The organism is Bacteroides congonensis (genome assembly GCF_900130125.1).
GTDB lineage: Bacteria > Bacteroidota > Bacteroidia > Bacteroidales > Bacteroidaceae > Bacteroides > Bacteroides congonensis.
On sequence record NZ_FQXY01000009.1, the window covers coordinates 536,586 to 561,209 of the forward strand.

General features: G+C 39.8%; 23 protein-coding genes. 3 read left to right on the forward strand and 20 right to left on the reverse strand.

Going from position 1 to position 24,624, the window contains the following annotated elements; translation table 11 throughout:
* Nucleotides 1–178 precede the first annotated feature (178 nt).
* Entirely contained in the window at nucleotides 179–1,117 is a 939-nt protein-coding gene (locus tag BQ7997_RS08785) for a ribose-phosphate pyrophosphokinase (RefSeq protein ID WP_073345532.1), read from the forward strand.
* Between the two features lie 87 nt (nucleotides 1,118–1,204).
* Here BQ7997_RS08785 and BQ7997_RS08790 read toward each other — a convergent pair whose 3' ends face one another.
* From BQ7997_RS08790 to BQ7997_RS08825, 9 genes are all read right to left on the reverse strand, one after another.
* The gene (locus tag BQ7997_RS08790) at nucleotides 1,205–2,374 is read right to left on the reverse strand and encodes an MORN repeat-containing protein (protein WP_022138955.1); all 1,170 of its coding nucleotides are present in this window, start codon (nucleotides 2,372–2,374) and stop codon (nucleotides 1,205–1,207) included.
* A gap of 86 nt (nucleotides 2,375–2,460) precedes the next feature.
* Nucleotides 2,461–3,744, reverse strand: coding sequence for a M16 family metallopeptidase (locus BQ7997_RS08795; RefSeq protein ID WP_073345535.1), 1,284 nt, complete (start codon nucleotides 3,742–3,744; stop codon nucleotides 2,461–2,463).
* Nucleotides 3,745–3,749: 5 nt separating this feature from the next.
* The gene (kdsB, locus tag BQ7997_RS08800) at nucleotides 3,750–4,502 is read right to left on the reverse strand and encodes a 3-deoxy-manno-octulosonate cytidylyltransferase (protein ID WP_073345537.1); all 753 of its coding nucleotides are present in this window, start codon (nucleotides 4,500–4,502) and stop codon (nucleotides 3,750–3,752) included.
* Between the two features lie 8 nt (nucleotides 4,503–4,510).
* Nucleotides 4,511–4,879, reverse strand: coding sequence for a 2-amino-4-hydroxy-6-hydroxymethyldihydropteridine diphosphokinase (locus BQ7997_RS08805; RefSeq protein WP_022138958.1), 369 nt, complete (start codon nucleotides 4,877–4,879; stop codon nucleotides 4,511–4,513).
* A gap of 15 nt (nucleotides 4,880–4,894) precedes the next feature.
* Nucleotides 4,895–7,219 (reverse strand): transglycosylase domain-containing protein, encoded by a 2,325-nt coding sequence (locus BQ7997_RS08810; protein ID WP_073345540.1) that lies wholly within the window; start codon nucleotides 7,217–7,219, stop codon nucleotides 4,895–4,897.
* 189 nt (nucleotides 7,220–7,408) lie between these two features.
* On the reverse strand, nucleotides 7,409–7,501 hold the full coding sequence (locus BQ7997_RS25475; RefSeq protein ID WP_156150203.1) for a smalltalk protein: 93 nt from the start codon (nucleotides 7,499–7,501) through the stop codon (nucleotides 7,409–7,411).
* A 68-nt stretch (nucleotides 7,502–7,569) separates the two neighbouring features.
* Nucleotides 7,570–8,091: an HU family DNA-binding protein gene (locus tag BQ7997_RS08815; protein WP_022138961.1), complete on the reverse strand. Its 522-nt coding sequence runs from the start codon at nucleotides 8,089–8,091 to the stop codon at nucleotides 7,570–7,572.
* Nucleotides 8,092–8,253: 162 nt separating this feature from the next.
* Nucleotides 8,254–9,819, reverse strand: a complete 1,566-nt coding sequence (locus BQ7997_RS08820) for an ATP-binding protein (protein WP_073346480.1) — start codon at nucleotides 9,817–9,819, stop codon at nucleotides 8,254–8,256.
* Between the two features lie 97 nt (nucleotides 9,820–9,916).
* Nucleotides 9,917–10,135: a hypothetical protein gene (locus BQ7997_RS08825; RefSeq protein ID WP_073345542.1), complete on the reverse strand. Its 219-nt coding sequence runs from the start codon at nucleotides 10,133–10,135 to the stop codon at nucleotides 9,917–9,919.
* Nucleotides 10,136–10,535: 400 nt separating this feature from the next.
* On the opposite strand from BQ7997_RS08825, the gene BQ7997_RS08830 reads away from it, so the two are divergent.
* Nucleotides 10,536–10,868 carry a type II toxin-antitoxin system RelE/ParE family toxin gene (locus BQ7997_RS08830; RefSeq protein ID WP_073345545.1) on the forward strand — a complete coding sequence of 111 codons (333 nt, stop codon included), beginning with the start codon at nucleotides 10,536–10,538 and terminating at the stop codon, nucleotides 10,866–10,868.
* On the forward strand, nucleotides 10,846–11,151 hold the full coding sequence (locus tag BQ7997_RS08835) for a helix-turn-helix domain-containing protein (RefSeq protein ID WP_044656474.1): 306 nt from the start codon (nucleotides 10,846–10,848) through the stop codon (nucleotides 11,149–11,151). The genes BQ7997_RS08830 and BQ7997_RS08835 overlap by 23 nt, the downstream gene beginning before the upstream one ends.
* A gap of 206 nt (nucleotides 11,152–11,357) precedes the next feature.
* Here BQ7997_RS08835 and BQ7997_RS08840 read toward each other — a convergent pair whose 3' ends face one another.
* The 11 genes from BQ7997_RS08840 to BQ7997_RS08895 form a co-directional block, all read right to left on the reverse strand.
* The gene (locus BQ7997_RS08840; protein WP_022138964.1) at nucleotides 11,358–11,942 is read right to left on the reverse strand and encodes an N-acetylmuramoyl-L-alanine amidase; all 585 of its coding nucleotides are present in this window, start codon (nucleotides 11,940–11,942) and stop codon (nucleotides 11,358–11,360) included.
* 52 nt (nucleotides 11,943–11,994) lie between these two features.
* A complete protein-coding gene (locus tag BQ7997_RS08845; protein WP_139260891.1) occupies nucleotides 11,995–12,357 on the reverse strand; it encodes a hypothetical protein in 363 nt (120 codons plus the stop codon).
* Nucleotides 12,347–14,707 carry an amidohydrolase family protein gene (locus tag BQ7997_RS08850; protein ID WP_139260892.1) on the reverse strand — a complete coding sequence of 787 codons (2,361 nt, stop codon included), beginning with the start codon at nucleotides 14,705–14,707 and terminating at the stop codon, nucleotides 12,347–12,349. The genes BQ7997_RS08845 and BQ7997_RS08850 overlap by 11 nt, the downstream gene beginning before the upstream one ends.
* 6 nt (nucleotides 14,708–14,713) lie before the next feature.
* Nucleotides 14,714–17,647: a hypothetical protein gene (locus tag BQ7997_RS08855; RefSeq protein ID WP_073345553.1), complete on the reverse strand. Its 2,934-nt coding sequence runs from the start codon at nucleotides 17,645–17,647 to the stop codon at nucleotides 14,714–14,716.
* Nucleotides 17,644–18,300 (reverse strand): hypothetical protein, encoded by a 657-nt coding sequence (locus BQ7997_RS08860; protein ID WP_073345555.1) that lies wholly within the window; start codon nucleotides 18,298–18,300, stop codon nucleotides 17,644–17,646. Before BQ7997_RS08860 ends, BQ7997_RS08855 begins: the two co-directional genes overlap by 4 nt.
* An 80-nt stretch (nucleotides 18,301–18,380) precedes the next feature.
* The gene (locus tag BQ7997_RS08865) at nucleotides 18,381–18,815 is read right to left on the reverse strand and encodes a WbuC family cupin fold metalloprotein (RefSeq protein ID WP_073345558.1); all 435 of its coding nucleotides are present in this window, start codon (nucleotides 18,813–18,815) and stop codon (nucleotides 18,381–18,383) included.
* Nucleotides 18,816–18,820: 5 nt separating this feature from the next.
* Nucleotides 18,821–19,819 carry an MraY family glycosyltransferase gene (locus BQ7997_RS08870; RefSeq protein WP_044655988.1) on the reverse strand — a complete coding sequence of 333 codons (999 nt, stop codon included), beginning with the start codon at nucleotides 19,817–19,819 and terminating at the stop codon, nucleotides 18,821–18,823.
* A gap of 6 nt (nucleotides 19,820–19,825) precedes the next feature.
* A complete protein-coding gene (locus BQ7997_RS08875) occupies nucleotides 19,826–20,710 on the reverse strand; it encodes an NAD-dependent epimerase/dehydratase family protein (protein ID WP_044655987.1) in 885 nt (294 codons plus the stop codon).
* A 68-nt stretch (nucleotides 20,711–20,778) separates the two neighbouring features.
* Nucleotides 20,779–21,906 (reverse strand): glycosyltransferase family 4 protein, encoded by a 1,128-nt coding sequence (locus BQ7997_RS08880; protein WP_159436752.1) that lies wholly within the window; start codon nucleotides 21,904–21,906, stop codon nucleotides 20,779–20,781.
* Between the two features lie 1,344 nt (nucleotides 21,907–23,250).
* Nucleotides 23,251–23,664, reverse strand: coding sequence for an acyltransferase family protein (locus BQ7997_RS08890; protein ID WP_073345565.1), 414 nt, complete (start codon nucleotides 23,662–23,664; stop codon nucleotides 23,251–23,253).
* The gene (locus BQ7997_RS08895) at nucleotides 23,649–24,623 is read right to left on the reverse strand and encodes a glycosyltransferase family 2 protein (protein ID WP_073345567.1); all 975 of its coding nucleotides are present in this window, start codon (nucleotides 24,621–24,623) and stop codon (nucleotides 23,649–23,651) included. Before BQ7997_RS08895 ends, BQ7997_RS08890 begins: the two co-directional genes overlap by 16 nt.
* Nucleotide 24,624: the final 1 nt, after the last annotated feature.

A 24,624-nucleotide genomic window follows, 5' to 3' on the forward strand; every position in this document is an offset into this window, starting at 1 on the left:
TATTATCGGATAATTAACAACGGATAATGGATATTCCCCATTATTTATTGCAAATCTACAAATATTTCCGATAAGTTGGAGAGAAAAATATTTTTTATACAATAAGTCCTTCTAAATAATAAGAGAAATTCCTACCTTTGCAGGCAAATTAACAAATAGGTAAAACATCTATTACAAAATGAGCGAAAAAGCACCCTTTATGGTATTCTCGGGAACGAACTCGAGATATCTTGCAGAAAAAATCTGCGCAAGCCTGAATTGTCCTCTGGGAAATATGAACATTACGCATTTTGCCGATGGTGAATTTGCGGTTTCATATGAGGAGTCAATCCGTGGCGCACATGTATTCCTGGTTCAATCCACTTTCCCAAACTCAGACAACTTAATGGAACTTCTCCTGATGATCGACGCTGCAAAACGTGCATCTGCAAAGAGCGTTGTAGCTGTAATCCCCTATTTCGGATGGGCCCGTCAGGACAGAAAAGACAAACCTCGTGTATCAATCGGAGCTAAGCTGGTAGCCGACCTGCTTTCAGTGGCAGGTATCGACCGACTGATTACCATGGACTTGCATGCAGACCAGATCCAGGGTTTCTTCAACATTCCCGTAGATCACCTGTATGCATCAGCCGTATTCCTCCCCTACATCCAGTCATTAAACCTGGAAAATCTGGTGATTGCTACACCGGACGTAGGCGGTTCAAAACGCGCCAGCACTTTCTCCAAATATCTCGGTGTGCCATTGGTACTCTGTAACAAATCACGTGAAAAGGCAAATGAAGTTGCTTCCATGCAAATCATCGGTGACGTGAGCAATAAGAACGTCGTACTGGTTGACGACATCGTAGACACAGCAGGTACAATCACTAAAGCTGCCAATATCATGATGGAAGCCGGTGCAGCATCCGTACGCGCTATTGCCAGCCACTGTGTGATGTCTGATCCGGCGTCCTTCCGTGTACAGGAGTCCGGTCTTACTGAAATGGTATTTACCGATAGCATCCCTTACACCAAGAAATGCGCAAAAGTAAAACAGTTGAGTATCGCCGATATGTTTGCTGAAACTATCAAACGCGTTATGAATAACGAGTCTATCAGTTCACAATACATAATCTAAGCGAATCAATATCGCTAAAAAGAAAACGGTGAACAAATATTGCACTACGCAATTTGTTCACCGTTTTCTTTTTGGTATTTCTATTTTTTATTGAAGTCTTCCTAATTTATAGGTTCCTTTCTTGATAACCTTTCCGTCCTTATCCGTTTCTACAAACGGGCCATCCTTTTTTCCCTGTTTGAAGAATCCATCGAAGCGGTTGCCATCCTTGTCGACTTGTACACCTTGTCCTTCTTCCAGTCCGTCAGCGAAACCACCTTTATATTGCATACCTGCGACAGTCTTTAAAGTACCTTGCCCGTTCGGGCGATTATCTTTCCAGTCACCATCGTAAACGTCACCATTGCTCCATTTGTAGATACCCTTTCCGTCACGTTTATTATTTTTCCAGTCACCTTCGTACACTGCACCGTTCGACCACGTGAAAGTACCTTTGCCGTCTTGCATACCATCCTTGAAGTTTCCTACATATTTATCACCGTTCGCGTGATAGTAAACACCCGCGCCGGTACGTTCGCCTAAAAGATAGGAGCCTTCATAACGGTCACCCGTGTGGAAGAAGTACGTACCTTTCCCATGCTGAATATCATCCGCCCAGTCACCATCGTATTTATCACCATTGGTATATTCAAAGACCCCTTTACCATGACGGACATCGTCTTTCCAGTCACCCTCATACTTACAGCCATCATCCCAATTCATGGTACCTTTGCCGTTCTTCTTGTCGTTCTTCCAGTGACCACTATATTTTGCGCCGTTCGCCCAGGTATAAGTACCTTTGCCTTCGCGTTTATCATTAACCCAGTTGCCGACATACAAGTCACCGTTGTGATAATACATCGTTCCTTCACCATGCTGGTAATCCTGAAACCACATACCGTCATAACGGTTATTATTCATAAAATAATAGATACCTTTTCCGTGCTGCTGGTCTTGGAACCATTGCCCTTCATACTTTTCACCGTCGGGAAACATATAAATACCGTAGCCTTCACGTTTTCCCTTCACGTATTCCCCTTCGTAGACATCACCGTTCTTAAAGACTGTTTTTCCTTTCCCATTCGGTTTACGTCCTTTCATTTCACCAGTATAAACGCTACCATCCTTGAAAGTATAGTTGCCAATCTTTATTTCAGTAGAGAATGTATCTTTGATTTTCCCGAAAAATCCGCCTTTTTTTCCTTCATTTTCTTGTGCCATCGCTCCCGCTTGTGCAAGGAGAGCCAATAAAAGTGTAGTATATAGATATTTCCTCATTTATTTTAGTAGTTACTCTTTTTTAGATTTACAATTTGGACAAAGATACAATTTCTCTCCCATACATTCCCCTACCGGAAAGCAAATTATGACAACTTTTTACCTGCAATGACCTCTTTTAATGTCTCTTTGCATAAATAGCGCTGTGCCAAATCCTGTATCTCCGCAGGTGTAATCTCATTCACAGTGTGCAGGGAATGAGAAAAATAGTCGTCAGTCAGACCGGAAGTAGCTATAAATATCCATGCGTCCGAGAGCGAGAAAGGCGACTCATAGCTCCGGCACATTTCCCCCAGCATATAGTTGCGCACCATTGTCAGTTCTTCCATAGATACAGATTCCTGATGCAGACGGTCTATTTCGTGATACACTTCCTGTATCAGCGGTTCCACATATTCATTGTCCGTCTCCGTGGAAACAAGCAGCATCCCGCTATCAGGATAAAACATGATCCCTGCCGAAATTCCATAGGTATATCCTTTTTCTTCGCGGATATTAGACATCAGGCGGCTACCGAAATAACCACCGAACAAAGTCATCAGTACCCGCAACTTCGGATAATCCGGATGTTCACGGGTAATAGTGGTACATCCCATTTTCACTGCACTTTGCATCGCATCCTCACGCTCTGTAAAAATTCTCTTTTCAGGAACAGCGGCAAAAGGAAAGCTTAATTTCGGCATCTGTAATTGATGTTGTCCGAACGGAACACCAAAAGTATCCGTCACCCGGCGAATAGTATCTTCTGTCACCTTCCCGGAAAGGAAAATTGAACAGTTGCCCGAATGATAATGCTGTTCGTAGAAATTACGAAGTACATCCGGAGTGATAGTATGGTAATCTTCTTCCATTACTATCTTTCCGCATGGATGCTGTTCTCCGTAGAGGGATTTCAGCAGACTGCGATGTGCCAGGAAGTCAACTTTGGAAGTATTGACCAAATATTGCTGGATATTCGTATCCAGGATAGTCCGCAGTTCTTTTTCCGGGAAAAGCGGTTCCTTAATCATGGACTCTACTATCTCGAGTGTTTTCGCCAAATACTTATTCAGAGAATAGACTGTGACATAAGCATATTCCGAGGCACTCGACAATTCGAGCCACGAACCATAATAATCCAGTTTTTCGGCAATTGTTGCCGCCGTATATTTCGTAGTGCCCTCACGCAGCATCCGGTTGGTGAACAACGCTTGCAATTTCTGCGACTGCTGCCAGCGACCTCCGGCAAAAAGTATATCCATACGTACCACATCCTGCTCACCGGCATTAATAACGGTCAACGGAATACCATTCGGCAAAGTAGACCGGACGGGAGCAAATATCCGGAAGTTTTTCAGGGTTTGTATTTCAGGTTGTATCGTGCGATCCATAAGATTTATCCTCTGTTTTTCAAAAATTCCTCTGCACGTTCCAAGTCCTGGGGAGTGTCAATACCAATCGTTTCCACATCACTGATACCTACCTTTATCTTATACCCGTTTTCCAGCCAGCGAAGCTGTTCCAACGACTCGGCTATTTCAAGAGAAGACTGCGGGAGAGCCGTAATCTCTTTCAGCACTTCCGTACGATAGGCATACAGGCCGATATGTTTATAATAGGTATGTCCTTTCAGCCAGTTCTGCTTTTCAGCATTACGTTGATAAGGTATAATAGAACGACTGAAGTAAAGTGCATTCCAGTTTGTATTGATCACCACTTTTGGTGAATTCACGTTTTCGAGTACGACAAACGGTTCATCGGCAGTGAAAGGCTTCACCAATGTGGCAATTTGTGTAGTCGGGTCTTCAAAACAAGCCTTTACAGCATTCAGCTGCGAAGGCTGGATAAAAGGTTCATCCCCTTGTATATTGACAACGACATCGAAATCACCACCTATCTTGGTGCAGGCTTCGTAACAACGGTCCGTACCGCTTTTATGATGAACAGAAGTCATTACCACCTTACCACCGAAGGCTTTTACAGCCGCTTCGATCCGTTCGTCGTCAGTAGCTACATAAGCATCGTCCAATACACCCGCTACTTGTTCATATACACGTTGTATCACTGTTTTTCCGCCCAGGATAGCCAACGGTTTCGCGGGGAAACGCGTGGATGCGTAACGGGCAGGTATTATTCCCAGAAATTTCATATCTGAATCTATTTTAATTCTTCTAATCCCTTCACGATATACTCCCTTTTCAAGTCCTCGGGTTTCAATACCCTGTCGTCAAAAGCGAGTAAATCAATATCCAGGCAAACTTTTTCCTCTTTCTTATCTTCCGGACGACGGCCGGCAGATTTCTCGATGGCTTTCAACTCCTTCCTTACCCTCTCTTCCCCGGCTTCGGAAAAGAACTGTGCTACCTGATTGGAAAATAACGCCGGACTCCGGAAAAACAAAGGCTGCGTTTCCTGTTCGGACGTGAAACGGATGGAAGGAAACAAATCCGCCAGCTTTTGCCGTGCAAAAAACAGATTTTCCTTCCGGTTGTAGTTACTTCCAATGCAGATGATACACTTATGCATGGCGGGAGAAGAAGCTTAGTTAAACAAGTCGTCCAACCCCATTTCTTCCACTTCGCCATTCGGAGTTTCCGAACCGGCACAAGGGTCAAATCCCTGAGGAAGTTTGAACGTTTCTTGCTGGTCATATCCCAAAGTCGGGTCATCATATACCTTCTTCATATAGAGTGCCCAGATAGGCAGTGCAGCAGCAGCTCCCTGTCCATAAGTCATTCTGCCGAAGTGAATATCACGTTCGTCGCCTCCTACCCAGCAACCGGATACCAGTGAGGGAGTGAATCCCATAAACCAGGCATCGGAGTTGTCATTGGTAGTTCCCGTCTTTCCACCCATATCGGCAGTGATACCATAACGGCGGACACGTCCACCCGTTCCTTCATTAATAACGGCACGGAGCATGACAAGCATCTTGTAAGCACTCGAAACGCTGATAACCTCTTCCATCTGCGGTGCAAATGTAGAAATCACATTGCCGTCACTATCTTCAATACGGGTAACAAACAACGGGGCTACACGAATACCCTTATTAGCGAAAGCTGTATAGGCGCTCACCATTTCACCGACAGAGATTTCGCAAGGGCCGAGACAAAGTGAAACAACCGGGTCTATAGCCTTATTGCGTACACCGAAACTATGAATAAGTCTCACCAGATTATACGGATTCAGTTTACCCATCAGGTAAGCGGAAATCCAGTTGTCCGAGTTGGCCAGTCCCCATTTTAAAGTCACCATTTCACCATAACGCTTGTTGTTGGCATTACGTGGTGACCACGGAGTTCCGTTCTCATCGATCAATGTCTGTTCTACATGACGCACCTGGTCGCAAGGAGAGAAATTATTCTCCATAGCCAGCGTATACAGATAGGGTTTGATAGTAGATCCTACCTGACGACGTCCTACCATAGCCATGTCATACTGGAAATACACATAATTCGGCCCGCCTACATAAGCCTTCACGTGTCCGTTCATCGGATCCATCGACATGAATCCCGTACGCAGGAAAGACTTGTAATAACGGATGGAGTCCATCGGGCTCATAATCGTATCCTTATCCCCTTTCCAAGAAAAGACAGTCATCTCTTCCGGCTTGTCGAATGCTTTCCGAATCTCCCGCTCCGAAGCTCCCGCTTCTTTCATCAGACGATAACGGTCAGTCTGCTTCATTGCCTTAGTCAGCAATTCTTCCACCCGTTTTTCTGGCAAAGACCTTGCATAAGGAGCATTCTTACTACCCTCTTTTTCCTTGAAGAATACCGGTTGCAGATAATCGCCCAAATGCTCTTTCACAGCATCCTCGGCATATTGCTGCATACGTGAGTTGATGGTAGTATAAATCTTCAATCCATCCGTATAGATATTATAATTCGTTCCGTCTTTTTTCTTGTTTTTCGCACACCAGCCATATAGCGGATTCGTCTCCCAGGAAAGAGAATCCTCGTAGAACTTCTGCATTTGCCAACCGCGATAATCACTCTTCACCGGCTTCGGCGCGGTCATTACACCACGGAGATACTCGCGGAAATAAGTCGCCAGACCTTCTTTATGATCTACGCGATTATAAGTCAGCTTCAACGGAAGAGCCTGTAAAGAATCACATTCCGCTTCTGTGATATATCCCGCCTTACGCATCTGTTCAAGCACCACATTACGACGTCCGCGGGAACGTTCATTGAAACGTACCGGATTATAAAGCGACGGATTCTTACACATACCTACCAAAGTAGCCGCTTCTTCCAGTTTCAATTCCTTCGGTTCGCAGCCAAAATAGGTATGAGCCGCCGTCTTGATACCGACAGCATTATTCAGGAAATCGAACTTATTGAGATACATGCTCAGAATTTCTTCTTTAGTATAGTAGCGTTCAAGTTTCACGGCAATCACCCATTCGATAGGCTTCTGAAAAAGACGCTGAAGGGTATTTCTCGCTACATTTTCCGTAAACAACTGCTTGGCAAGCTGTTGTGACAAGGTACTACCCCCACCTGCATTTTTCTGGAACATCAAACCGCGTTTCACAAACGCACGGAACAATGCCTTGGCGTCAATACCTGAATGTTCGACAAAACGAACATCTTCCGTAGCAATCAATGCATTAATAATATTGGGTGACAAATCCTTATAGGCCGTATATACGCGATTTTCCTTGCTGTAAGACCAAGTACCAAGTACCTTATCATCTTCCGAGAAAATCTCCGTCGCAAATTTATAGCTTGGATTCTCCAATTCCTCAACAGGCGGCATATAACCTATCCAACCTTTTGAAATGGAAACAAATATAGTGACTACAGCCACTACTCCAATCGCCAATAAAATCCAAAGAGCTTTTATTATTTTTCGAATCATGTTTTTTCTAGCTTAAAAAGACGCAAATAATTAAGGTACAAAGGTAGATAAAATCCGGTATTCAGCCAACGAGTTTGATTATTATTTCAGTTTTGTTAAATACCACATCCCTCTAAAACACAAAACAGGCGGGAAAAATCCCGCCTATCCATTCATACCTAAAAATATATCTTATTTATAAGACATCAATTACATCGTTGCCGCCTGAACACCAATCACACCGGCAATTGCACCGGCAACAGCAATAATCACTTTCAAAATCATACTCCAAGTTCTTTTCATAGACATTCTACTTTTTAAATTAAACATTAAACAAACTATCTGACAGCCAAATATGAACTGTCAATTAATCAAGCGGCCGGGTCAGGCGTTTCTCCGTCATCTCCCCCTTCATTGCCGCCTCCTTCATCACCACCGTCATCCGGTTCTCCCGGCACTACGGTAACACTAATTTTCTTCAGATATTCATCCAGACTAATCAAGTCCAGCTTCTCATCTGCCCGTGTTGCAGTTTTGGTAACACGCAATTCCTTATTCGCCTGGAAAAAGATACGAACACTCTCTACACTTTTAGCAGTAATATCCTTCGCCAGCTCCGCACCTTTCGAGCGGGCAGCCAACATAAACACTCCCAAGCCTTCGATATTCACCGACTTACCTTCCAACAATTGCTCCTTCATCTTATCCACGAAGTTCTGAATCACACTCTTGATATCACCGACAGAAAGAGAGGAACGATCTTTCATCTTTTCAGCGAGATATCTCAGATTGACCGACTGACCCAAAGTTATCAGATGCGGATAAAACCTTTTGGGAGAATTAGGGACACGCGGATCTGTCGGCCGCGTAATGACTTTGTAAATTACACTCATAATACGTTTTTTTTAAAGATTCAAATTCAAGTTATTTATTCACGTTTCGTTGATCAACGATGCAAAGGTGCGGCTTTTATCTCGTATAGAAAAGGAAAAAGCCCCTTGCGGAGCTCTTTTTATTCGATCAAATATATAACAGACTATTAATCAACCGGATAATTAAGTATTTAGAATCTTCCAATCTCCTATCGTACAACGTTCACTATCAAAGTTGACAGCCACCTTTACAATAGGTAAACCGCACAAAGCAAAACGTTCCGGATAATTTTTCAAGTCAATCTGTTCCATTGCCATATCCGCATCCTTATCCAACTTTAACTCCATAACATATAGCGTAGTCTTTGTACGCAGCACCATATCCACCCGTCCACGAGGAGTACGGACTTCCACGTCTACATAGTAACCTATTAAGCTAAATATAATATAAAACATCTGCTGATAATGCCCCTCATATTTTGTGTTATCACATTGGGGTATCGTAGACAAGAATGTTTGCAAACGACGTAAAGCAGCATCCATATCACCATTACGGATATCACGGGAGAGATAAGCCACCATAGTCGTGGTTTCCGGAGCCTTACTGCCGACATAATGCGGAAGGAGACTTTTCATCAAGCCTATTCTCACTTCCTTATTGGGAATATCCAATGTGTATAAGTCCAACTCCTTATCAAAATCCTTTATTGTGATATAACCACTTTGATATAATAACGGGATAATACTTGTCATCCTTTCCGTTGGTGCGTCAAAATCCTCAACCGCAGTCATTTTTCTCCCAATTTCGGAAGGTCCTACACTATATTTATCCAACATCTTTATCAAATATGCAGGCGTTCCGCTACCAAACCAATAAGAACCAATCTTACCTTTTTCCATAGCTGTAAGCAAACTGAATGGATTGTACATATCCGGTGATGGATAAGTAAAATGATACCCATCATAATTTTCTTTCAACTTCATCAAGGCGACCTCTGGTGTAACCTCCAAATTCTTCGCCAATTCATCCACATCTTCTTTCATCTGAGAATGTATCTCATCTTCGCTAATCCCACAGATGGCAGCATAAGGCTCATCCATACTGATGTTCTCAAGATTGTTCAGTTCACTAAAAATACTAAGTTGAGAGAATTTAGTTATACCAGTCAGAAACACATACCGCAAATAAGGATCACAGGCCTTCAATGGACTATAGAAATTGCGCATTATATTACGCAATACATCAAGATTTTCCCGTTCGTGTACCACGTCCAGTAGAGGAGCATCATATTCGTCAATAAGTACAACCACTTTTTTGCCAGTCTGCTCGTAAGCACGTTTTATCAACCCCATCAAACGTTGATTGGGATTAACTTCCTCCTCCAACCGTCCATAAATCTGCTCATATCCAAATAGTTTCAGATTTAATTCTTGCAACAGTTGCTCCTTATCCGCATGCTTGGCAGTGCTCATATCAAAATGCAGTATCGGAAACTCTATCCATTCCTTCTCCAAATTTTCTATAGCCAGCCCACTAAAAAGTCCCTTACGACCGGAGAAATAACTATGCAACGTGGAAGTAAGCAATGATTTACCAAAACGTCGCGGACGACTCAAGAACATATATTTAGCAGAAGCATGCGTCATCCTGTAGACATATGCTGTCTTATCAATATAGAGGTAATTACCCTCCCGTATTTCCGAGAATGTCTGAATCCCGATAGGATATAATTTTCGCAAGTCTTCCATATCAATCATATTTTTTACAAAGCTACTAAAAATTATTCATCACGCCATTCGTTGCTCTACAAAAATATATATCAATCATCCCATTCAACTTGAAACTCTACCACGACATTATTCTCTTTAAGGCTTCTTCATTACACACCTTTTTTCCCTGAGAAAAATTCTTTTCTACACGGTCTAAAATAGTATGAAGTTCATCTATTGAGCAACAACCTAGTATAGATGTAGAACTTGAATAAGCTCCATATCCAGAAGTTGGTTCTGACACATGTGAAGGATATTCTTTCTTCTCTATATCATGAGATTCTTTCTTTTTCATTTTATGAGCTGTTTTATACCACAAAGATAGCTGGTAAATCCGAAAATAGATACTATTCCTTAATTATTTTCCCTTAAACCGATAGAAAAAGACATCACTCAACATACCATTAAAACAGATATATCAACCATCTTCACAGACAGTTGATAGACACGCTTCATACGCTCAGATAACGCCACATCATTTTCTTCCAGCACAATACGCATTGCGTCAATACCTTCATATTGTAATCTTTATATCTATGTAGAAATCTAAATAATCATCTTCTCATTCCTAACCAGTTCCCCGCCCATCTTGCGACGGGCGGGAATTTGTTTCTAAATAGTTAAATATCTCATATTGCATTAAAGATTCAGCTATAAAAGTTGTATTATTATATAACTTATCCTATCTTTGTGCCATGAGAAAGATAATCACATATAAAAACTATTTCAGCGACTTCATTAAAAAATTATCCAAAGATGAAATGAATAAAATACGTCGTGCATTAGACTTGTTTAAAGTAGAAGATAAAATGCCAAGGCATTTCATAAAGTTTATACGTGATGGAGTTTATGAGTTTCGTATCACTTATGGAAACAATGAATTTCGTATCTTTTTCATATATGATGGTGATACTATTGTGGTTCTTTTTAATGCATTCAAGAAGAAGACGCAAAAGACACCCAATAATGAAATAGAAAAGGCATTAAAATTAAAGGAGGAATATTATGCAGCTAAAAGAAATCAGTAAAGACATCTATGATGTAGATGCTTGGTTGGACGAAGGTCTTGGAAAGGAGGGGACTCCCGAACGTGAGAAAAACCGTGAAAAGGCATGGGAGGAATATAACGCCCAAATACTCCTCGAAGCCCGAAAAAATGCACGTCTTACGCAGTCAGAACTTGCTAAGCGCATTGGGGCTGACAAAGGATATATTTCAAGGGTTGAACGCGGGTTAACTGTTCCTACCGTTGCTACATTATATAAAATAGCTTCTGCCATGGGAATGACTGTGGAACTACGTCCTGCATGAGTATATGTGTAGTGCATTAAGCATTTGTTTTCAACATGCCCTTAAAACAGATATATCAACCATCTTCACAGACAGTTGATATATCATACATACAAACACATATCAGCTTTTACGCCAATATGAGGGATAAGTCAGGAATATACCGCTGTATTCTTCCCAACTCGTATAATGCAGGGAATTCATGAATATATCATGAGTTCAGGGACCTACATATTTCTTTGATATTCCTTTAAATAGTTCGTAATACCTTCCAACAATATATTCGTGACGCACTGCTTCCCCTCTTCCGAGAGAAGATATTCAACATCCTCCTTATTATCCTGAAAGAAATTTTCGACCAGCACTGCCGGACAATTCGTTTTCTGACAGATATAAAGATTGGCAGTCCAATAAAGCTCCTGTGGAGACGGACGACGGACTTTCACTTTCCTGTTCAAGGCAGCTTGTGCCAGTCGCCGGGCAAGCCGTTTACTATTCATTGAAGCGTTGTTACCAACAAATACGCTCCATCCGTTTGCAGACATCCACTCAGCACCACTCCCCATCGCATTGCAGTGGATTGATATCAGTATAGCTTCCTTGTCGAATACATTGATACGCTTCACACGCTCAGATAACGTCACATCATTTTCTTCCGGCACAATGCGCATGGCGTCAATACCTTCATTTTGTAATCCGGTTACCACTCGGTCTGCAATCTCACGAGTATATGCATACTCCTTCAAACGACCGTCAGGCGAACGTTTACCAGGAGTTTCCTTGCCGTGTCCGTTATCTATTAATATTTTCATGTGTTAAATGTATGCTTCCTATATTAGTTTTACAATTCTTCATACATATAGTTCAATAAATTTTATATCTAAAATAATCCGATTTTTCATAATCATAAATGCGAATCTCATTTCCACGCACTTCTCCCATATAATAGGCACCAGACTCATAGTCATACCCTTTAAATTTTCCACGTTCTACTTTTATCAATATATAAAACCCCGAAACATAATCATAGAAATTAGGAAGTCTCCCTTGTATATAGCCTCTTCGCTTGTAATCATATATTTGAATCCTATTTCCCGACACTAAGGTACGTTTCTGATAGTAATAATGTTCTCCTCTCACAAAATCATAAACAGAACTATATGAAGAACTAACATTTAATATCACTCCACATATATATGCCATACAAGCCCTCTTATCATTGTTCATTTTCCATAAATTTATAAATATTGCAAGACCTCTGTAAATCAGTAATTACATTCATCCTTTTTATTGGTGAAAATCCACAACTTTCCAAATGTAAATACGCTCTAGCATACTCATTATAAATATTAGTCATAAATATTCCTGGATCATCCGTACCCAGTACAACAGGTGGAAGCAAGCAATCCGTTTCTTGTACTTCCAACCATTTTTTCAAATGATACTCTCCCAATTCTCTATAATAACTAATCCGCAAATTACTACTTGGCAAAGCTTCAACGGCAATCCCTTTCTTGGCCATTTTTTCTAGCATGATACATTGAAGCAGCTCCAAGATATCCACCGATATCACCCCTGTCGTCTCTATTTGAATTAATTTATCGTATTCAGCCCGACTTCCTCTACCTTGCAAAGGAGCATGATACATATTCATTATACTTCTCACCCTCTCTTCCTTTAACACATCAACAACTTTTTTGTATTCCTTATAAGATTCCACAGAGTCCCATTCTGCAATCTTTGAATATTTTTTTTCTAAATACAAAAAAGGATCATATTTTCTAAGTTTCCATGCCAAACATAAAAGATAAGGTGGATAAAAATCTCCATATATTTTATATGCAAGTTCATGAATTTTACTTTCCAATTCCAAAATGACCTTCTGCAACTTTATATGATGAGATTCTTTCGTTAATTCCCAGACAAAAACTAAATCATCCAGCCACTCTCCTTGTGAAACAAAACATATATTTCCTATTCGCGTCCTCCATAATTCAGGAGAAATTCCGACAGCAGTACAATGCCCCAACCTATCTCCCGAACGCAACTCCAGAAAATCAATAGCTTCCCAAATACTTCTCAACCCACTCAACAAATGTCTAAAATCCTCTCCTACATGAAAAGTTACATGCTCAATTCCCCTTTTTCTCAAAAAACGAAAGATCTGAGAAAAAACTTCCGGTCCTGTATCCAATTCATTTGCAGCCGCATCAATACCAACAATCTTAGAACTATATTTGCTCCTATGTAAAAAGCTATCAAGCGCCAACGCCTTTTTCTGCAATTTTTTCCGTAGCAAACGATGGCGAATCGCTAGTTTTTTGACTTTTTTTGATTCAGGTTCTTTAATAAAATGAGCTACTAATAATAGATTAGATTTTCCAAGCAGTCCAGACTCTTCTTTTGCCTTTTCATATCCTTTCATAATACTTGCAACTAAACGGCTATTCTCAATCAATGATTCTTTGGGTGAAAAACGTCCTTCCAAAGTTCCTAAATACACTTGTCCACCACAACTGGATAATTGCAGAAACCTATTTTTATATAGTTTTTCTACTCTATACCGAAAAGAATTCTCTGTCAGTAACTGAAACTGTGAAAATCCCGTTTGTGTTTGTTGCATTACTATAAATCTATGTACTAATCCCTTTATTAACAAATAATGATGAAACCATCCTACCAATTCCATATTGCGAGTTCGTTTGATTTCATACATCACTAACAAATACAACAACAATTCTTCTACCAGTATCCCCAATGAACTATCATCACGAACTTCTCCCCACAGATTTCTGAGAATCAAAGAGTCTTTTAGTCGATCTACAGTTCCCTGCTTGAATATATCATTCCCCGAAGCGATTATTACAACCATCTTCCTCCTAATTTCCTGAGCATCCTCAAGTCTTTTCAACAATGTCATAGGGGTAAAATCGGCTATAATCTGCTCAGATAATTTTCTCACAGCCAATCTGCTATTATAAACCTCCAAATAATCTTTAGCTACAAGACATGGATTCTGTAGCATATAATTCCATAAAACATCTGTTTCTGTTGTTCCATTCAGATGTATATGCAAATCATTTAATCCCCCCGCTTCTTGAACCAAATAATTCAAATCCGGAAGAAAAGGTAGCAATTGTGCAGTATACTTAAAAATAGACAGCTTCCTTTTTGCAAAAGAGAATATATCATTAGGCTGAAGTAGACACATAGAAAAATCATCAAGAAAATTAGCTGCAATAATTAATGAAGGTGGAACTTGAGTTATCAAATTCATCCATCCGTCAAAACGCTCCGCTTTTACATATAAAGAATCTCTTGATCGAAATAAATACTCCTCAGCCAATTCACAAGGCATCCTCCATATAAAATCATCAAAGTTCTCATAATTCGTCAGATACATATCCCCCAAACTTTCATAATATATATCACTTTTAAAGGGATTAGCCTGTCTTTCTACCGCAATAAGTCTACGACAAATATGCCTAAAATCTACAATATGCTTTCCATCCAAACAACGTTCATACTCAAATAAACTTTCATTATCGCACAGAAATTGAGACAATATCGGCAACATACCCATTTATTTTACAAGAATGGAATTTAATATATTATAAACGGACTTCCCAGAATTCTGTTTATATTCCATACCTTTATTATATTCCTCCTTAACCCAGCTTGCTATCCCTTCTTGTCGTTTACCCAGATTTATAATCTCACTATTCACATTTTCCAGCTTAGTTACCAAAGCCCTCATATTCTGCTGTTCATCCGTATACTGATCATTAACCAAAGACTTATTAGTTCTGTATGTAATAATCTTTCCGTTTTCCAACTCAAGTGGTCTCTTTATCTCTTTCTTTATTTTATCCCTTTCTCTTTTCAGTTTTTCCCTCCTTTCCCATAAATCCATTCCAGAATCTATATATTTTTGGATAAAAGTTATTTCCTCTTCCAATTCTTCCAATTTATAAAAGTTATCTAACCAATCAATATTATTACGGCATTTTTCTATACCCTGCTCCAGTTTCCCCCTTATAGTTCTCAATGAATCCAAAGATATGAAATTACGATTAAACTTTAACAGCTCACTCAAAACAACTCTTTCCGCATCAGTTTTTCGTTCTATTAAACTAACCACAAAAGGGTTCAAGAACAAAGTCAACAGCGGACATTGAGCCAGCCAATCATACAAACATATTCGTTCAGTCATCTGCCTCTTTTTTCTATATATACAGTTCTTTATTTGTACATTTTCAATATAGATTCGTTCTATATCACCTACGTTATTAAAATTTAATCCTTCCCAACCTTTATCAGCTCCATCCTCAACAAGAGCGGCATTTAACAGTGCTATGACATAAAGATTAAATTTCTCACCCACATTGCTATAATACTCCTTATTTTGGTCAATATGCACCAAAGTAAAATAAAAACGTGTAAAAACACGATCCAATAATTGGCAAGACACTGTAACCTTCATAGACGACCACCTCATAAAGCCCATCAACAAACCTTTCAAAGATTCCATGTCTCCCTGCTCCTTCATCTGTAAAACTCCCCATTGCTCTTCTTCTTTCTTTTCAGAAGATATTTGCGGATGTAATCCATCATTCGGTTCCAAATAATTTCTATACTGCCCCAGCTTATTCAAAAATAAAACCAACTTAGCAACTTTATTTTCATCTGTTTTATTTTTATCCGTTTTGTTAAAAATAAACAAAGCATCTCTGATGATAGATAATAACTTATATATTGAAACAAATACACTTTCTTTTTTCATCGCATCCATCGTACCAAGCATTGGAAGTAATGATAATATATAATTATACTCCAATAATTGCAACGGCGATTTATTTCCTATAAAAATAGTCCCTGGCAACACATCTATCTCATCATTAAAAGAGTCATTCAATACAGAATTACAAAATGCATGAGCCAGTCCAACACTCTTATTTAATCCGGCATCTGCATCCAAAAGAGTAAATCCCAGAAAATTGTTAAGAATTTCGTTGTCTTTTTTTCCCCCCATTTTCTCACTTACTACACGCACATACGAAATACGCATCCAGTAATCAAAAATCAAGAAATGATTTCTATTCACCAATTCATTAAATCTTGCCCCGATAGCAAATAAGGCTTTATTCAGAATTTCATCATTCGTTTCAGGCAAAAAGTTTGCTCCAATATACAAAGCATCAGTATTCACTAGAAAATTCAACATATCTATCGTATAGATAGGTCCTGCTTTAATCAAAGCCTTCGCATTATGAGATTTCTGATTGATATCATTCCAGAATATATCTAATAATCCGGTAGACAGTTCCGGTTTAGCAAGCATTTTTCTTTTATCATAACGTCCCTGCGCTATTAATAAATTATTCAATAAAGTAAGAATACGGATCTGTACCCGTAATGACAATCCCTCTAAAAAACGAATAATCTCTTCACTTACTTTCAAATTATTCTTTTCCAACCCAAGAAGTTCTATTATGAGACTATAGCAGTCATCAATTTCCATTTCTTTTTGAGAAGAAAAAAGCACTTCAAGAGAATAATTTTCCTCCTCCAGATATTCTCTGATAGTTTTTAATAAAACCCTATTTTCCGGTTTCAATATCTTCACCAAATATTGGTTTTCCAATTGATCCACCATCAACGAAAATTCTTCTTTTTTTCTCTTCCCGTATTGAACTTCCTTTCTCAAAAAAGCCAAATCAAAGCATTTCCAAGAAGCCTTTCTCACCAACTTACCGTACAATTCCAAATCACCGGTAATTATCGTCACAATCTGAGCAGAAGTTAAGTATTTCCTTATTACTTCCAAAATCTCATATCCCCTTTTAAATTCTGTATCAATATCATCAAAAGAAATGACCAGACACCTCTTTTTCAGAAGTTTTAAAGCCATCCTTACATAATCATGAAACGATTTCTCCAAATTATTAGAAGCTTCAGCCTTCTCCATTCCCAAGATAGAAATAAATTCCTCATCATCCCACTCCTCATAAACCCCTTTTTTGCCAACTCCATCTATAAAGGGGAGAGCTCTCAACATTTTTTTATAGTTATTATCAAATTCCTTTTTATATTCAAATTCTTCTCTCCTTGTATCATATCTTTCATCCTTATCATATTTTTGTTCCACCAATTCTTGAATACCAGCAATGATGTTGATAAAAGGATGCTGCTTCATTTCAATCAATGAAGGATCCAAAGGTTTCAAACACAACACATTTTCGTATTCATTTTTTATTCTAGCTAATACGGATAACAAGAATGTTGTTTTTCCGGCTCCTCTGCTGGCAAAAATAGAAATGGCATTATGATGTCGATGTATCTCCTGATTTTGTTCATTACTATAATCAAGCGCTCCCAATGCCTTTTTATATAATCCATCCCATATACTCATAATTTGAGCCATCTTTGACTGATGAATTAAATTATTGTTTTCGCATGCCGCGGCATCCGAATAATTCATTTTTGAAAGATCTAAAAGGACTTTAGTATTGTTCATAGTATCCAATTTTGATTCGATTTAATATAGCTATAGTAACTTAATATAATTTCACGTATTTGAACTTCCGCATTTTCTTTGGCAGCTATCATACATCGCCAAAACAAAATAAGGCACAATGCTATTAAAAGTACAAAATAGCCCCAAGCAAACTTTTCGCCAAAACTATATTTCAGTTCTAACACCGCAGCGAATGCCACCAAACAAGAAGTCATTAATCCCTCAAACATAGCCTGCATTACCCAGAAACGATGAATGAAATTGACCCTATCTTTCGCATTCTCGTTTTTTTGCAGTTCAATCCACATGTATGTATACGCATCTTTTTTCTTTGAAACAGGAGTAAAGGTATCCATATCTATGTTTGCCCCCAAAGCATTTATTGTTTCATTATATATTTTTTCAAAATCATCCTTAATCCCCCTCCATCGTATAGCTTTTCCTACTATCCATGAGAATATTCCAGCAATATATGCAAGAAAAATACAGCAACAAATCATTACAGAATTATTTATCAGTTCTAAATGAATGTCGTGTATATGTAAATTCAAGAGAATGATTAAAAAGGTCAAAGTTCCAGAAATGATATAAGAAAAATCAAGAATACTAAATGCTTCAGAGATAGTATCTACTATTTTTTGAAAATTAAGCATATTTATTATCCCAGTTAGTGTTCAATTTGAACGTATCATAATTTCTTTAAGTATTCCAATACAGATATAGTCACGCAGCTTCATTTATACGCTCCGTCCTTGGTTTCAAATATCACCGAAGGCTCAATTACTTCTACTGTATGCCATGCGCCTTTGGGTATTTGGCAACCATACTTGGCTTCAGCAGGATTGAGAAGGATACGTTGTATCTCTCGATATTTCACCTTACGGGCTACATCCTGTGCATCCATACCTTGTGAAAGTTCTTCCGCACCATTCTCATACGAAACTACTTCCTCATAGATTACCTCATCCAACTTTCCACACAAACAGATTACCGTTTCAGTAGTATCCTCATGCCGATGAATAGGCACAACCGTACCCGGCAACAACGCATTGAGCATGCGCTGGCTCGTATCGACAGGCGAAGTACGCAAATCGAAGTTCTGACGTAAACGAGGATTGGTCACAGCTTGTTCAAAAAGCGTATCTAAAAATTCTTTATCAAATTCCATAATCGTTATTTTTTCAATGATATAAGATATTCTTCATGCAAGTGATAGTACTTTTTCATGAACAATACATAAGCAATAGCTAATACAATCAATGTACTGATCAAATATACCCAATGAGCGAATATTGTATCAGGGCAGAGATAGATAAATCCGAGAGAGAGCACCAGCTGCACCACCATATACAGAGATGCCACCTTCACATGCCCGATCTTCAGTTCGTTAGCCATAATCTGATAGGCATGCTTACGATGAGCTTCCCCTAGATTCTCGTGCAGCAAGATGCGATGACAGATAGTCAGACAGCCATCCACACCATAGACGAGAAGGAAAATGAGATAAGTCACATCTCCTGTTGTTAAGACTAACAAACCTATCATAAACAACAAGATATAAGCTACGCCAATAGAACCGACGTCACCCGCAAAGCACTTTGCCTTACCCTTCGGGCGGAAGTTGAACAAGCAGAATATCACATCTGCAATCAACACCACATAAATGAGCGACTGATTAACAAAGTAAATCGTGTTATTTAGCAAAGCAAGAGGTACAAGTGATGCCATTGCATACACCCCAGTTATGCCGTTCACACCATCCATAAAATTGACCACGTTCGATGCGCCCACACACACTATAAGCGCAATGATCACAATCCACCACATATCCCAGTGTAGGATATTCAACTGTCCAAACATCATCGTCATGGCAACAATCTGAGCCACCAACCGCACACTATCTGGTAACGAACGGATGTCATCAATGAAGCTCACTCCGGCAATGAGGGTAACTGCCAAGAGGAAAAATGGATACTGAAAGCCATAAAAGACAGACCAAATCCATAGACTTAACAGGAAGATGATTCCTCCCCCCCTCAGCACGCTCGTTGAGTGGCTCGAACGCTCATTCGGTTTATCGATGATATTAAACCTGTCAGCGATCTTGAAATACGCCAACTCCAATGCAAGAAGAATCATAAAGATGATTCCGTAAGTTACAACCACATTCATATACTACTATTTCTTTAACGATTGTGCCACACGTTTCAAACTTTCCTCAAAAGAAACTAACTGATAGTCAAAGTCCATCTTCGACATCTGAGGGTCGTAATAATAGGTGGAAAACATCTTGTTGATTGGCTGTAGCATGAAACTACCCAACCAAACGCAAGGATTAAATAGACGAGTGATCCAAATTTTATGCCCCCTCGCCTTGGCAAAAAAGCGGATAATCTCAACAGTATCAGCCAACTCTCTGTTCTGAGGATAGAACGTGCCTGCTAGCTGATGCTCAATAGCCTGCTTTACGAACTCCGCAAGGTTATCGATGTAGAGCATAGAACGCTTGTTATGCCACTCCGGGAAGACAGGAATTTTGCAAGCCAACTTCACCAAACGTGAGAAATTGCCCTTCGTGTTAGCACCATAGATCATGCACGGACGTAAAATGCATATCTTCATATCTTCAGAACTATTCTGCACCAAGGCCTTCAGGCCATTCTCCGCCTGCAACTTCGAGTCACCATAGAATCCATTAGGATTCGGCTTGCTATGAGCTGTCAGTACCTCGCTCTTCAAACTCCGACTCTCGTGAAATACAATCTGCGAGCTCATGAAGATGAACTGCTTCACGCCATTCACCTTCGCGTGCTTCGCCACCTCAATGGCCAAATCACGATTCACCTTGTAGTACAGCTGCTCCATCTTCGGATCCGCATTCACATGTGCGATACCTGCTACATGGAACACTACATCGTACCTGCTATAGTCAACTTTCTTCCAATTATCCTCCATGGTATCCACCGCATCAATCAGATACTCTCCAGGAGCACTTGCCAAAATATACTGACGCACACTCTCACCCACGTATGAACCCGCGCCGGTAATAAGAATTTTCTTCATTTATATGTTGTTATTTTTATTAAACTCATTCTCCTCCACATCAATATCCTTAGTACCCCAATAGGAGTCTAAAGCACATTGACAGGATTATACAACTCCCTCATAATTTCCATCACAGCCCCAACGTCCAGGCTCTTGGCCTTTTCAATGTTGTACGCGCCCCTAGCCTTCAAGTCTTTGGCAACCATGATCTTACTTAGGGCGATAGTCACCTCATCGCTCTTGGCAGGAGAGAACAGAAATCCCCCTTCACCCTCATCTATCAGATCCGTATTACCCCTAATACGAGAGCAAAGCACCGGTAACCCACTCGCCATAGCCTCCATCACAGCCACCGACAACCCCTCTCTGTACGACGGATGCGCAAACACATCTGCAGCCTTGAACAGCTCACGAACATCCGTGCGAAACCCTAACAATTGTAACTGTTCGTTGATACCCAGTTCTGTCGCCAACTGCTCCAAATGTTCTTTCAGTACCCCACGTCCAGCTATCACATACTTCAGGCGCTTGTCACCCAAGGAAGCCATCGCATGTAGCACCACCTCATGATTCTTATTCCTGTTTAACTCACCCACACTCAGCATCAAGATATCGCCATCGCCAATGCCCAGTTCCTTGCGCTTAGCAGCACGCACCTCAGCATAATCTGCCGCTGGATTGAAAGCCTTGGTATTAATACCCACTCCAGGCACATACACCACCTCTTTAGCGTACATCTTCTCCTGCGCCAACTTGTAGTCCTCGTAAGTGATAGTCACCAGTACATCAGTCCATCGGCTGCTGAACTTCTCAATAGGATAGAATATCAGCCAATTCTGCAGTGAAGCACCCTTGAAGAAATGGAAACCATGGGCGGTGTAGATCACCTTCGTACCCTTGCCCTGCATATCACGGGCTGCAATACGCGACAGCAAGCCACCTATGGGCGAATGACTATGTATCAGGTCATAATCGTTCTCCTTCACTAGATGGCGCGTCTGACGGTACGCCCTCAGGTTTTGCCCCACCTTTAGCACATTACGGGCAAAGTCCACTTGATGACACTCCACCCCCATCTTCGCCAGGGTACGCTTTAGTACCGCCACCTTCTCATCACTACATGTGCTACCCTCCACAAAATTGCATGCCACATCCACCTTATACCCCAGTTCTATCATCAACCGGATATTCGGCATATTAAACTGATCTATCATTGACGCCACCGACGCCAAGACTAATGCTTTTTTCATATATTTTTAAAAGATTAATTAGAGAAGAACGAAGCGCAATAACCTAAAAAGATACAAGCTTCTTCTAAAATCATAGTCTCAAGTTTATTATGTATATCATGCCTTAACTGTTACTTATAATTGTATGAACGGAGGGTCTCATTTTTTCGATTCTCCTGTATTGTACAATTGAGCACATGCGCAAAATGAACAATCCAAAGAGAAACGCCATCACAATACCACCTGCATAATTATTCCCTACACCTAATCAGTCTACTGGCCCACTATCACATTATTACACACTTCCTGCATTAGTACATAGTTTATACAGAAGGAAAATGATAACAATAATTAATATAAGCGCTACATAAAAGTTTTTCTTACTTACCTTGTTTAAAATGTTATTATATAAGACATCATACGTCTCGCACATACTAGTTCCTGTCACCAACTGTAGAATCTCAATATGAATGCTCACCAATGCCCTAAAGCCAATGGTCATAAACCATGCCCCTAACCTCCCAATACTGTGAACCACAGTATCAGGAAGATGCAAACTATAATCCAAATATCAATAATACAAACCAAGCGATTGAACCCATTCAAATCTTCTTGATTTTTTGAATCCCTGTCGTCCCTAAGGCTTCAACCACCATAGCAGATCAATGTGAAAGAGAAATACGAATAGCTCCCAAGACACATAACTATATTAAAGCTTCACAATAAGCCTTCTTTCGAGAAAGGATATAATTTTATCCTCAAGTGAATGCATAATCCATTTTCTTAGATGTTCGACTAATATGCAATCAATATAGAAGAATACCATTATTCCCACAACTAAGAGTAAAGCAATTACGCCAGTATATGCTTCATTCACTTGCACGAGCCACCTATAATAACATGATCCAAAAAACGGTAATGAAGATATCAGATAAACTGCCTGAACAGAGTTTGATACCCAATTGATAGCCTTGTTTTGGATTTTCAGATTTGCAAACAACCAAAATATCAATACGGATGTAGCAAAAAGTATCGGCGAATTATACCGCATAGAATAAATTATTGCCGTAGGAGGAAATACCATCTTACACATATGGAGGAGTGTCATGAGTACAATACACAAAATTACCCCCCCCCATTAACTTACCGACACTTAATGTTTTTATCGGTAATCTCCGTAGCATGCCAGCAATAGTATAGAGCGTTATAAAGTGAATAATATGGTAGCCATCTACTGTTACTTCTGAACTCTGATGGATATAACCGATATACACATCCACAACCAACAGCATTAAACACGCAAGTTTTAATTGTACATCATTAAGATGATTAATACCGGCATTCAGCAAAGGGGGCTATAAGATATAATGCAAAATATGCTTTTATGAACCATAACTCTGTTTCAGTAAGCGGGAAGAGAATATTTTTGCCAGCCTCAATCACACTACATTCTGAATTAAATAATGCAAACGAACTACATACTGCAGCCCAAAACAAACATGGCGCCAACAAGTCGATAAACCCTCTCCATGATTGGCGTATTTGAAAATAGCCGCTAATCATCACGAAACAGTTAACGGCCAAACAGCTTGCATGCATCACAAATACGCGCATCTCGTTGGCAAATGAGAAATTTGCAGTTTGCAGATCATACATTGCCATCAAAGAATGTGATGTCAATACTCCAAACATGCATAGAATGCGAAGCAGTTCAAAGTTGGATTGTCTTACTTTTTCACCCATAATGAAACTTTAAATAGAAGTACGAAAAGCCATGCCAAATTATACTTAACAAATTTGAAACGTATAATACCCTTTGACGAGAAAGCATTATCACCGATGAAAGGAATGACAGCATCACTCTCAGGGAACAATTGGTAATATTCACGTAAACCACTGAAAGTGGTGGTAATAAGGTTTATTCTTGCAAAGAACTTTATAGCTAAAGCAGTCTTCTCGTATTCCTTGAAGTCTGTTTTTTCCTTATAAAAATCGTACAAATAACCAGCACACTTGATCATCTGATCAACAGCCTTTCGACCATAGTTATGCGTAAATGCTTGCTCGTTGCCCCTAAAGTAATGATATGTAGCATTATCTATCTGGGCAAGACCTTTAGCATAATAGAATACTCGAAGCATCAAGCCGTTGTCTTCCCACATATTTATACCTTCGTATGGAAGAAGGTTATTATCCTTATATACGTTCGCCTTCACGAGCTTATTAACTGTGTACATTTGCACACAGTTCTTGTACCAATTCTTTAATACATCCTGACAGCTATCACCTAAATCACCTAATTCTCTCACAAAAGAATGATCCCCCCATTCCTCAGTAACAGGATACATCACCACCTCAGCACCAGTCTTAATAGCTTTCCTATACAACGACTCATAAAGATTGGTATCCACCCAGTCATCACTATCACAATAGATGATGTAGTCTCCAGTAGCATGCTGAAGACCATAGATTCTTGCAGAAGCTTGACCGCCATTCTCCTTATTCAGGATTATTACAGAACTCTCACGCTTAGGGTATCGACTAATAACTTCATTAAGAAGAACTATGCTATTATCTGGAGAGCCATCGTTCACAAAGATAAACTCAATATCCTCCAGAGTCTGTTCGAAAAGGCTGACGGCGCACTTCTCAATATATTTTTCTGTCTTATAGACAAGGACAATCACTGAAACCTTTGGCATA